The sequence below is a fragment of the Aquella oligotrophica genome (assembly GCF_002892535.1).
Taxonomy (GTDB): Bacteria; Pseudomonadota; Gammaproteobacteria; order Burkholderiales; family UBA11063; genus Aquella; species Aquella oligotrophica.
This window is the reverse complement of the sequence record NZ_CP024847.1, coordinates 1,891,184-1,903,613: the sequence shown is the minus strand read 5'-3', so window position 1 is coordinate 1,903,613 and position 12,430 is coordinate 1,891,184. Positions and strand designations below refer to the sequence as shown.

Genomic DNA, 12,430 nt, shown 5'->3' with positions numbered 1-12,430 from the left:
CCTCTCTAAGTAGGCGGTTTTTTTATCTAGATATTTTCTGCTATGATGAGAATGATTTTCAGATATAATCTGATGTAATTCAATCAGGGGTGGAAAAGAATATGTGGTCATATGATGATTTGTTTCTTTTTATCAAAGTAGCAGAAATTGGCAATTTTTTGCATACCGCCAGAAATCTGGGGATAGGTCAGTCAACAATCAGTAACCGGATTAAAAAACTAGAGGGCGACCTAGGAGTAACGCTTTTACGCCGGAATACCAAATCGATAGAGTTGACTGATTTTGGTCGCAAACTTTATGATAAACTAAAGCATAGCGAGCAATCAATTAAAAAGCTGGTAGATGATACCCTTGAGATTAAAGAAATACCTAGTGGCGCATTAAGGGTTGTTCTTCCGCCTGCATTTTCTCAATCCTACATCATGCCACGATTGATGGAGTTTATGGCAAAATATCCCGAGATTAAACTACATTTGTTTTTTGAAAATAAAATGCAAGAATTAATCAAACATGGGATTGATTATGCAATAATGTCACAAATTCCCGAGCAACAAAATCTTAAAGTAAAGTTTCTTTTTGAGTCGCATTTCATCCTATTTTGTACTCCTCAATATGTAGCTAAATATGGTGCTCCCAAAGACCTTGAGGGTTTGATACAGCATAAGGTTATGACTGCTGCGAGTGATTTTTCGATATTACAGCAAATTCCCGTGACTAATCTAAAGTCAGGGGCTACGACTATTGTAACCTTACCTGATACGATTGCAAGTAACAATAGTATAGTAACTAAAGATATTGTTTATTCGAATGAGATTATTGGTGGAGGATTTCTTTTTCTGGTACAGGATGAGCTTAACTCAGGTAAATTACTACATGTGTTACCAGAGTATAGCTTTGCAGCAACCAGATATTATCAGATTCGTCATCCTAATGAAGATAGTCTTAAAGTTCAAATTTTTGCTAGATTTATTGAAAGCTGCTTTAAATTGGAATGTGATAATTTTTAATAATCTGAAACTCAATCAGTTTTTTTATGTGCTATTATGTAGTAAGGTTGTTTATCAAAAATTTATTCTATTTACTTTGACTTGTTCCCAAATTTGCTGATGGTTTCATCATAACGGGAATCAGCCTCCGTATGTTGATACTTCATAGTAGTTTCAAGCATACTGTGGCGTAAATTTTCCTTTACGACACGGATATCAATTCCTGCATCAACTTGATGTGTCGCTGATGTATGTCGTAGCCAGTGTGTTGATACTCTTGCAATTACATAACTACTTGCTGGATCAGTGAGCTGAAGAATAGCTGCTAGCTCATTGCAGATTGCTTTTATAATCTTATATAGCATAGAATCTGAAATTGGCTTCTGGTTACCATATTTACTAAAAATTAACGGTAGCGTAGTTTCTAGTGGAGATGGGTAGTCACTTAGCTTCATTGCCTTACGATAGCGAATCAATGCCGATAATAATTCATTTGTAACCGGAATTTCACCATATTTATTTCCTTTGCCAATTACTTTTAGCCACCATTGATTGCGTTTATTAATAAAATCAGCCATAGTTGCGTTTATTACTTCACTTCTTCTGCATCCAGTTAAATAAAGTAGATTAAATATCCAACGTGTGCGCTCATGTTCAAAAATTTCTTTAGGCGTAGTTCTTGGCATTTGTTCTATATATTCTTGTAAATACTGCCATTCACGGTGGGTTAAAAATCGCTCTACCGCTTGATTAGTTTTAATTTTACTTCTAATTAAGCGAAATGGATTGCGGTTAAGATAACCTGCATCAATAAGATACTGATATAAACTACCTAAAATTTGTAGGTTCAGTTTTATGCTTGAAGCGGAAAGTCCTTTGACAAAAGGTTTCCACTCATTACTAGTTCTTGGTTTTGCTGGACCACACCAGAAATCTGTGGGGATTGGCATTTGTAAAAAATCTTGATATTCCTGTATCGTTTCGCGTGCAACTTGCTTGAGATTTAGTCCTGATTGCATTAGCCACATGATAAATCTTTCCGCGGTTTGTCGGTAGGAGGTAAATGTATTGGGGCTATTTTTAAATTCTAGCAGCCAGGTTTTGATGGCCTCTATATCATTATTAGCATTGATGCTCTTTGCTTGTTCAAGTGGTGCATCAATCTGGTTTACTATATCCTGAATTATAATTTGGTTTTTCATCATGATTTTTAAAAAATGCAAAATTCCTACAATTTTAACATCATTGCCTCAGATATTTGGAGTTTATTGGCGGACTTTTTCAATTAACTACAATATAATTAGTGTTTTTATAGTAAAATAAACTTTGAATTTATAAAGGAGAGGTCTATGCGAAAATTATTACTTTTAATTGCTGGTGCTGGAATGATGGTTTCTTGTGCCAATAATAATTTTGTACCTGCTAGTGAGGTAAATACAGGTAAATATCAGCCAGTTGGTAAAAATTTGATGACAAACAGTGTTTTTTTTGCTGAAAATAGTGCAGATATTTCTACTGACTATGTTAAATTATTAAAAGTAAATGCTAGTTATTTGAGATTATATCGCAATGCGGTGATACTTTTAGCCGGAAATAGTTCCGAGCCAGGTAAAGAAGGATACAATAAAAAGCTTGGATTAGAGCGTGCTGAAAATGTAAAAGTTGTATTAATGAGATTGGGTGTTAACGCTAATCAAATTTCAGTTATTTCTAATGGAAAAGATGAGCTTCAATATCATCATCCGGATAAAGAAGTACTTCTTAAAGATCAGCGGGTTGATATTTTGTACCAGACAAAACCTCCTTTTGGCTATAAGGTTAATAAAGTACCTGTAATTGATGCTGATACAATGTTCTAACCGTTTTCTTTGTATAGTAAAAATCTGCTTAACTTTAAGCAGATTTTTTTATTCTAGTTGAGAGAAAACTTTAATCTTGATTAAATAAATCAGTTATAATTTATCAAATAAACATTTAGTGGGATAAACATGAAGAAAATTGACAAGTTAATTAAGGCTGCTGGGGAAAATAGGTTAATTGATTTAGTTGAACTAATTAATGATGTAGATATAGATGTCAATGAAGCCAATGATAATCAGCTTACTGCATTAATGCAGGCATCAACGTTTGGTCATGCAAGTGCTGTAGAAATTTTGTTACAAGCTGGAGCTACATTAGAAGAACATAATTCTAAAGTATTTAGTTCTAAACAACTTGCAGAACTCTTTGGGCATAAGCGAGTTCTTGAAGTCATTGCCCAATATGGAACAGCTCCCAAGAAGGTTGATAAGATAAAACCTGCACCAACTCCAGAAAAATTAACTAAAGAGCTATTTGCTGCGATAAAAGAAAATGATGCGAATAAATTAACCAAAATGATCGGACTTGGGGCTACAGTTAACGCTATAAACTCTGATAATAGAAGCCCTTTAATGCTCTCTGTTAAAAATAAGCAGCCAGATTGCCTGCAAGTCTTGATTGCAAATGGTGCAGAAATTGACCTAGCCAATAAATATGGTTATACCGCATTGATGTTTGCAGCATGGTATGGGCGAATCGAAGCTGTTCAATACCTTGTTGAAAATGGCGCGCAAATTGAATACCAAACTAATGGTGGGGCTACTGCATTAATGGAGGCAGCAACCAATGCGCAGCTTGAGGTTATGCGTTATTTGATTGAAATGGGGGCTAAAATTGATGCTCAGGATAAGTATGGTGAAACTGCATTAATGAAAGCGGTAAAACGCGGTCATGATATTAATGTTATTAATTATCTAATTAATCATGGCGCGAGCATTTCCTTACCAAATAAATATGGTGAAACAGCCTTACAAATAGCAAAAATAGAAGGGCACGATGAAATTTCCGAATACCTTAAAACCATAGGGAATACGGACAAAGAATACCTTAATAAAGACAATGATATTACGGTTAATTTCCCAGAAATAAATGATAGTGGCTTTTCTGATGATGTGACTAATGATAAATCTGATTTTAGTACCCTAGAAGAGAAAGCGGCTACCATAGCCATAGAGTCTCCTGTTTCTGATACTACCAAAGATAAAGCTATTTTGGATGAAAGTGTTAATGCTATTGATACATTGTTTGAAGCCATTGATATAAATAGTCTTGGAACAGTTAAGAATCTACTTAATAGTGGGATCGATATAAATAGCAAGGATAATTATGGCTGGACTCCTTTAATGGTTGCTGTTAGGCAAAATAAGGCACGAATAGTTGAGTACCTTCTTGAAAATGGTGCAGAAGTTAATTGTGTAAGTGTCAGTGGTTGGACTCCTTTAAGAATTGCTGCTTCAGCTGGTTTTACTCCGCTCGTAAAATTACTTTTGGCTGCAAATGCTGATAGCAACTATAAAAATGATAAAGGTGAGACAGCTCTTGATAGTGCAAAGAAAAATGGGCATGCTGAAATAGTTACATTATTAAGTCAGTCTGTATAAATATTTTTTGAACAATCAAGAATTCAATGGACTTTATCTAACACTAGTGGGGCAATAGTCGAAAAATTTATTAAAACTTTGCCCCACAATATTATTACTGCTCTCATAGTTATTCCACTCTCCTTGTTGTCTATTATTAATAATACTATTGATCATTGAATCATAGTCTCTAACGCATAAGCTCATGATGTTTTCTTAATATATTTGTTTTTTAGATAAATGTTATCGATTTTTTTCTATTTTCAAATGACTCTTCGGCAAAGTATAATCCGCAACGCAATCGAAATTTCAATTATTTTTTAACTATTTAATTCTATAAAACAGTAGACTATGTAATAGGTCGTAAATAGCAAAAAATTAATGAGAATACTCATCTATTGCATAATATGCATTAATAAAACTAAGGAGATCTAAATGCGAATTCAATTAAAAAAGCTAACTCTAATTTTATCTGTCAGTGGTTTAGCCGCGTGTAATAGTGGAACGTCTGGTTCTACACCAAGTCTAAATGGTGCAAGTAATGATACGAGTAGCAAAGCAGTTGTAGTAAATAGCAAAGGTAGTATTAAAGTAATGGCTACCGGGCAAAAAGCAGTCTATGCACCACGTGATGATGGTGAATTACAGCCCGGCGGGGAAATTGATGGTCAGCGCTTCGTAAGTGGAACTGGCGCAGAAGCTGATTGTATTATTGATAAAACGACCGGCTTTATGTGGCCGAAAAATGGTAGCTTAATGGCGCGCGATTCATGGGGTGACAGTCTAGTTGCCATCGATGGAATGAATACTGATAAAAACGCGGCTAACTATAGCCTGTGTGGTCATACTGACTGGCGCATGCCAAATGTCAATGAGCTAGAAACTCTAGTTAATTATGGGGTTAAAAGTAATGCCGACTGGCTTGAAGAGCAAGGCTTTCAAAATATTGAACGTGAAAAAAAATACTACTCTTCAACTTCGGATAACTTAATGTATACTTGTCCACAAGATTCAGCATTTGGTATTAGTCTTGAAAACGGTGTTATATCTAAGGTAGCTAAAATTATTACTGGTAAACCATATTCAGCACACGATGCAGCTTATATCCAAGCAACTATGCCTGTACGTACTGCGGATGCTAATGCTCCATATCAAGTACCGCAAACCGGGCAAACTAGGATTCTGAAACCGCTTAACCCGGCAATATGTGGTGGAGATTATACCTCACCTAAAGGTTCAGATGGTGATTTACGTAAAGGTAAGGTGATTCCTTCAACACGCTTTGTTGATCCCGATGGTAGCGGAATGTGTATTCAGGATAAATTAACTGGCTTAATCTGGCTAGCTGATGCTACTGCCAGATCCAAATTCGTACTAGATACTTATGCAACATTAAAAACTCCGGCACCACTTTTATATGGCGTGAGTTGGGAAAATGCTATGTTAACCGGTGTTAAAAATATGAATACTGAAAAAGTATGTGGTAAAAATAACTGGAGAATGCCAAGCATTCGTGAGTTACGTACTTTAGCTAACTATAATGTCAATAACAATACTGGATGGCTTAATTCACTGGGCTTTGCGGTATCGGAATATCGTGATCCAGCTAGTTTTTATTCAACCTCAACAACTAATCTGAATGGACAAACCGCAAATTCTACCGTTAATCCATGGGTTATTAATCTGGCATATCTGGAAACTGGTGCTAATAATACTCAAGTGGGAACTAACAAGATTACTGATTATCTTGGGGCTATGCCAGTTTCAGGTGGTGCCGTAATAAAGCCTGCGGCTAAAGCTAAACCAGCATTATCTGATAAAGTTGTTTTCATTACCGAAAAAGGCTATACCAAATTTGCTGGGACATCTGGTGCCGATGCGATTTGTAATCAGGAAGCAACTGCTACAGGTAGCCTAATTAATAAGAAAGCTAAATTTAAGGCTTTATTATTATCTAGCAATCGCTATCCATGCAATAGCAATGGTGTGTGCGGTGTAGATGGTTCTAGCGATTGGCCAGTTACCGTTAATACCAAATATACAACGGTTGGTAATGATGGTTCATTAAGTAGTAATGAAAATGGTGTATTTGCTGATTCTTACCCAGCAGGCTTAATTCTTGATCAATTTGGTTATCGTCAGGATAAAATGTTTTGGCTTGGAATAAATGGCGTTAAAGGTGATGCAAATGGTAAGGTATCAGCTTGGTCATATGCAAATCTTGATGGCATCTGGACGCCTAAAAATGTTGCTGGTCTATGGGATAGATACACGAATAACACCGCAATGGATTGGACATTCCCGGCTTCAGTTAGTACTGCAGGTGTCGGTGATAATGGATACTTTGCTGATAGCACCTATAAAATGCTGGTAAATAAAAATGTGGGTATGGCTTTTGATTTTGCAACCTTCTTTGCTAACTCAAGTAGTCAGGTTAGTCGTTGGGTTATGGCAAGCAAAACCTTTGTTGATCAGGATTATAAACTTACCTATGGGGTTCAATATCAGACACATTTAATCTGTGTTCAACAATAAATTTTCCTTAAAATTAGGCAACAATCGCTGTTGCCTAATTTTTTTCAATTTCTCATAATCATCTCTTAATTATCAGACATTTCTTGAGGGAGGTTTTACTCCTTTCTTGTTAATATAGCTAACGCTATTGATACATTAACCATATAATCTTTATAAGCAGCATATAGATTTAGTTTTAGGTTTTTAGCATTTTCCAAGTTGGATGCTATGTGATAGCCGTGGTATAACTGCATGTGGTAAAATAGCGGTCTTTATAATTTTAAATACAATATTATTCAATAATAAAAGGAAATAAGTATGAAAGAAAAAGCAGTTGATCTTCGTCCAGGTTGGATTATTCAATATGAAGGTCGTCAATTTGCTGTATTAAGCACGCGTACAGTAAAATCAGGAACTGGTGGTGGTGCGTTTATACAAACAGAGATGAGAAACATTCAAACTGGTTCAAAAGCTCAAACTGCATTTAGATCAACTGATACAATTGAACGGCTATCAACTGAAGAATTAGAGTGTACTTTCTTGTATAAAGAAGGTGAAGACTATGTATTTATGAATATGGAAGATTATAGTCAAATTACGGTTAGTGCGGAAACAATCGGCGATGATGTTGCTTTCTTATCTGATGGTATAAATGTTCGCCTTAAGCTAGTTGATGGAAGCGTTCTTGCAGTTGAATTCCCTACAACTGTTATTTGTACTGTTGTAGAAACCGACCCTCAAATCAAAGGAGCTACAGCTACTGCAATGGATAAGCCTGCAATCCTTGATAATGGTATTCGTGTGGTCGTGCCTTCTTTTGTTAATGTTGGTGAAAAAATTGTTATAAAAACTGCTACTAGAGAATATTCAGAACGCTATAAAGAAGGAAAATAATTAATACTCCGGTACATGTCATAAGTCTTCTATTTGATGAATATCTTCTATTGAGTGGTATTTATGGCATGTGCATGGGGAAGGGGGAAATCAATACTGTTTACATATAATTCATTCTTTTTTGTGCTTAACTGACCAAGCTGGTTGATTGGTCTAATTTTAACCCCTGATACCGAGCTAAGATGTTTTATTTCCAAACAGCTCAATCTGCTTTCAAAAAGCTCTTTTCTCTAGGGTGCACTAAGAAATATTCTTGGATTGCATTAATACTCTTTAAGTGTAATAATATTCTATTCTAATTTGAATTCCATCTAAGGTTTTTTATAGCGCTTATCCCATAACATATACCACTTAATCATTAGCTCTACATCGATTCAAATTTTAACACTAGGTAACAGGCTGTTGCCTTTTGGTTGGAAACTTAATTACAGTTTCAAAATAATTATATTTGATATTCTCTTGACAAATATTTTGTAATGATGTATCATTACGTCATTACAAAATTGGCGTGTTGAGATGACTTTTATTGACAAATCAATAAAAGTAAAAGTACTATAATTACGCTATAATAATGCAGTTATAAAATAAAGCCCCAATAGGACATAATATGAGTTTATTTAATGATAAAAATCTGGATGCTGCCTTTAGTAATCGGCAATTTTTAACCAGAGAACTTGATTACGATACCATGACGCCAATTCTGGCTTATGCTGCAGTTGGTGGTGCTGGTAGTACCATGATGGAGTCGGCTTATGATGAAGGCTATGGTAAGGCATCATTCATCGGTATTAACCCACTAGCTACGTTTAGTGCTAGAGGTACGGACGTGCATATTGATTTTGCTGGTAACATAGTAAATCATTCAATCGACCCATATTTACTATTGCCTGAATTTACAGTTGGGCGTAAGTCTTTCGGTTTTGTTACTTATGATGGAGTAAGAGTAAAAGAAAAATTACCAGATCGACACCCTCCCAAAGCCGTCCCAGATTTCTTCTTTAGAATCTATAAAACTGTGATTAGCTTTGATCATCAAGCCCAAAAATTGGTAATCAAACATGAAGGAAGCGAAGAAGAACTAAATCAAGTAGTACAAAAACTTTTCTCGATAAATGGTTTACCAGTTACACATCCGCAAAAAATGATTGCTTTAGAGCCAGATGTTAGTGATAGCGAATTTGCTGATAAGGTAAAACGAGCAAAAGAATATATCCGCCAGGGCGATATTTTTCAGGTGGTATTATCACGGACATTTAGTGCTGATATAAATATCAGTTCATTTGCCTTATATCGCGCATTACGTAAACTTAATCCAACGCCATATTTATTTTTATTTGAAGAAGCTGATTTTTCAATAATTGGTGCTTCTCCTGAGTTGCTGGTTGGGGTAAAAGATGGTGTAATTGAAACGGTGCCAATTGCGGGTACCTGTAAAAAAGGTGATGATATTAATAAACTACTCAATGACCCGAAGGAAACTTCAGAGCATATTATGTTGGTAGATTTAGCCCGTAATGATGTTGGAGCAATGGCAAAACCAGGTACGGTAAGTGTTACTAAATTTAAAAATGTAAAAACCTACTCGCATGTAAGTCATATTGTTTCGCATGTAGTTGGACAAATGGATTCGAAATATAACTCGTTTGATGTTTTAAAATCTGTGTTGCCAGCAGGTACTTTATCTGGCGCACCAAAAATCCGGGCAATGGAAATTATTGATGAGCTTGAGGCAACTAGACGTGGTGCATATGGTGGCGCAGTTATGATAGTTGATGAATCAGGTAATCTGACTAGTGCGATTACGATTCGGACGATTTTTAAACATGGTTCAACAGTTGAAGTAAGAACTGGTGCTGGAATTGTTTATGATTCAGTCCCAGAAAAAGAAGTTGAAGAAACCTATCTTAAAGCACGCGGTGCAATGGCAAGTATAGAATTAGCCCTGAAAGGTACGCTATGATATTACTAATCGATAATTATGACAGTTTTACTTATAATCTCTATCAGGGTTTTGTTATTGCTGGAGCAGATGTTAAAGTTGTCAGAAATGATGCAATCAGTATCAAAGAGATTGAAGAGTTAAAGAATTTGCAGGGGATCGTCTTATCTCCTGGTCCAGGACATCCGACTGATGCTGGAATCTGTATTGAAGTAATTCAAAAACTTGGGCATAAAATTCCCATATTTGGTGTATGTCTTGGACATCAGGCAATCGGTGCTGCATTTGGTGGGACGGTTGATCTTGCTGATAAGGTTATGCATGGTAAATCAAGCTTGATTTTTCATAATCGGAATAAATTATTTTCTCGTGTTCATTTACCATTTCAGGCTGCACGCTATCATTCATTAGTTGTCAAAAAGAATGACTTACCAAATGTGTTGTCCGTTGAAGCTGAAGATGTTGATGGAAATATTATGGCGCTTAGTCATCGCGAATATCCGATATATGGGGTGCAATTTCATCCAGAATCAATACTTACGCCAGAAGGTCAGCAAATAATCAATAATTTTGTGGAAATATGTAATGCTAAAGTTAAATAAATACCTAATAAAACTAACTACTGGTGAGAATCTTACTTTTGATGAAAGTTATAAGGCGGGTAGAGTATTGTTATCTGATAATGTTGAACAGGTTGAAGCTGGAGCATTATTAAGCTTACTTAGTGCCAAAGGCGAAACCGCGACTGAATTACTGGGTTTTCATCAGGCGATTAGTGAAACTGGACGTAAAATAAAATTATTGGATCGCTTTGTAGATATAGTTGGAACTGGTGGTGATCGCGCTGGGACGTTAAATATCTCTACCGGTGGTTCACTACTTACGGCTGCTTGCGGTATTCCAGTTATTAAGCATGGAAATCGGGCTATGTCCTCCAAATGCGGCTCGGCGGATGTATTAAGCGAGCTTGGTTATAACCTGAATTTGCCAGAAGATAAATTTTCTGAAGAATTAGCCAACCGTAATTTTTTATTCTGTTTTGCCCCCAATCATTATCCGGTATTACGTAATTTATCGCCAGTGCGGAAAAAATTGGCTATGCCGACGTTGTTTAATCTGCTTGGACCGTTATTAAATCCGGCTGGGCGTGAGCACCTAATACTTGGCGTCTATAGCCAGAAGTATGTTGCAATAATTGCTGAAGTTTTACATAAACTTGGTACGACAAAATCGCTGGTATTTCATGCTAATGGCTTAGATGAATTAAGTACACTCGGTACTATCAATGCTAAATTGGTTACCCGCGATGGAGTTTCTGACTTTACGATTAATCCAGAAGAGCTTGGCTTGGCTAAAGCAAGTTTGGCGGATCTTGCTGGTGGTGAACGCATGTACAATGCTCAGATGCTGATTCGTACTCTAAATGGTGAAAGAACAGGGGTTACTGATAGTCTGGTACTAAATGCTGCTGCTGCTTTATTTGTTTATGGTAAGGCTGCTTCTATCGCCGAAGGCGTAAAAATAGCAGCAGCAAGAATAAAAGAAGGCGATATTATTAAGCTAAATAAATTACAGCAAATCGTTGCACGTAAATATCAAGCCCCACAAAAACGTAAAAGTATGAAAGCGGCATTATTGGCTAAACCATTTGCGGTAATTAGTGAAATCAAGCGTGCTTCGCCGTCAGCTGGGCATATTGCCGATATCGGTGATCCAGTCGAGCGAGCAAAACATTATGTATCAATCGGGGCCGCGGCGATTTCGGTATTAACTGATGCTGGCTTTAATGGGACGATGGATGATTTACGTAATGTAGTTGCTGGGCTAAAAGATACTCCGGTACCGATATTATGTAAAGATTTTATGCTGACACCGCCGCAAATTGCCGAAGCTGCCGAGGCTGGCGCTGATGTGATTTTGCTGATCGTGCACGTACTAAAAGAAAACACTATCGAAATGGCAAGGATTGCGCATAGTTTCGGGCTAGAAGTACTGGTTGAAGTGCATGATGCCAGCGAACTTGAAATTGCACTACAGGCTGATGCGGATGTAGTCGGGGTAAATCAACGTGATTTGAATGATTTTAGTATGCATGCGGATAAATTTGCTGAGTTAATTGAGCTAATCCCGGCAGGTAAGGTGAAAGTAGCTGAGTCTGGACTTAAAACCAGAGAACAAGCTTTAGCTGCGATTAATCTTGGTTATGATGGTGTGCTAGTTGGTGAAGCGTTGTCGAGATTGGTTAATCCCGCTGAATTTTTTGAAGATTAAAATGAGTGTTTATTGATATGGATATTAAATTCATTGTTAGTACTATTATTGGGTTACTTACATTTATTTGGACGGCTTATAGATATTTTGATACTAGAAAAAGAGATCAAGACCTTAAAGAGTTTGAAAATTATCATAAACTTATTAAAGAATTGGTTCAGCCTGAAGATGAAAAAGAGAGGATGTATGTTGATAGACAAACAGCTATACTTTATGAACTAAGAAATTTTAAACGCTACTACCCTTTTTCATATCGAACACTTGTAAGCTTAAAAACAAAATGGGAAAAGGTACCGGGTCAGTTTCCACGAATATTAGAAGAGTTGAATTTGACAATAAGTTTCTTAGAAAAGTATAAAAATAAAGATTAATTTAGTTTGGTGTTT

At 36.3% G+C, this 12,430-nt stretch carries 10 protein-coding genes; 9 read left to right on the top strand and 1 reads right to left on the bottom strand.

Annotated features, from left to right (window positions below):
• The first annotated feature begins 101 nt into the window (after positions 1–101).
• Positions 102–1,007: a LysR family transcriptional regulator gene (locus tag CUN60_RS08740; RefSeq protein ID WP_102951672.1), complete on the top strand. Its 906-nt coding sequence runs from the start codon at positions 102–104 to the stop codon at positions 1,005–1,007.
• Between the two features lie 71 nt (positions 1,008–1,078).
• Here the strand turns inward: CUN60_RS08740 and CUN60_RS08735 are convergent, their stop codons facing one another.
• Positions 1,079–2,209, bottom strand: coding sequence for a tyrosine-type recombinase/integrase (locus CUN60_RS08735; RefSeq protein ID WP_158649364.1), 1,131 nt, complete (start codon positions 2,207–2,209; stop codon positions 1,079–1,081).
• A 126-nt stretch (positions 2,210–2,335) separates the two neighbouring features.
• On the opposite strand from CUN60_RS08735, the gene CUN60_RS08730 reads away from it, so the two are divergent.
• From CUN60_RS08730 to CUN60_RS08695, 8 genes are all read left to right on the top strand, one after another.
• Positions 2,336–2,845, top strand: a complete 510-nt coding sequence (locus CUN60_RS08730; RefSeq protein ID WP_102951670.1) for an OmpA family protein — start codon at positions 2,336–2,338, stop codon at positions 2,843–2,845.
• Between the two features lie 129 nt (positions 2,846–2,974).
• Positions 2,975–4,447, top strand: a complete 1,473-nt coding sequence (locus tag CUN60_RS08725; RefSeq protein WP_102951669.1) for an ankyrin repeat domain-containing protein — start codon at positions 2,975–2,977, stop codon at positions 4,445–4,447.
• Between the two features lie 414 nt (positions 4,448–4,861).
• Positions 4,862–6,961, top strand: coding sequence for an Lcl C-terminal domain-containing protein (locus tag CUN60_RS08720; RefSeq protein WP_102951668.1), 2,100 nt, complete (start codon positions 4,862–4,864; stop codon positions 6,959–6,961).
• 297 nt (positions 6,962–7,258) lie between these two features.
• Positions 7,259–7,834, top strand: a complete 576-nt coding sequence (efp, locus tag CUN60_RS08715; RefSeq protein WP_102951667.1) for an elongation factor P — start codon at positions 7,259–7,261, stop codon at positions 7,832–7,834.
• A 607-nt stretch (positions 7,835–8,441) separates the two neighbouring features.
• Positions 8,442–9,794, top strand: a complete 1,353-nt coding sequence (locus tag CUN60_RS08710; RefSeq protein ID WP_102951666.1) for an anthranilate synthase component I family protein — start codon at positions 8,442–8,444, stop codon at positions 9,792–9,794.
• The gene (locus tag CUN60_RS08705; RefSeq protein ID WP_102951665.1) at positions 9,791–10,375 is read left to right on the top strand and encodes an anthranilate synthase component II; all 585 of its coding nucleotides are present in this window, start codon (positions 9,791–9,793) and stop codon (positions 10,373–10,375) included. The genes CUN60_RS08710 and CUN60_RS08705 overlap by 4 nt, the downstream gene beginning before the upstream one ends.
• The gene (gene trpD, locus CUN60_RS08700; protein ID WP_102951664.1) at positions 10,359–12,044 is read left to right on the top strand and encodes an anthranilate phosphoribosyltransferase; all 1,686 of its coding nucleotides are present in this window, start codon (positions 10,359–10,361) and stop codon (positions 12,042–12,044) included. Before CUN60_RS08705 ends, trpD begins: the two co-directional genes overlap by 17 nt.
• A 17-nt stretch (positions 12,045–12,061) precedes the next feature.
• A complete protein-coding gene (locus tag CUN60_RS08695) occupies positions 12,062–12,415 on the top strand; it encodes a hypothetical protein (RefSeq protein ID WP_102951663.1) in 354 nt (117 codons plus the stop codon).
• Positions 12,416–12,430 lie beyond the last annotated feature (15 nt).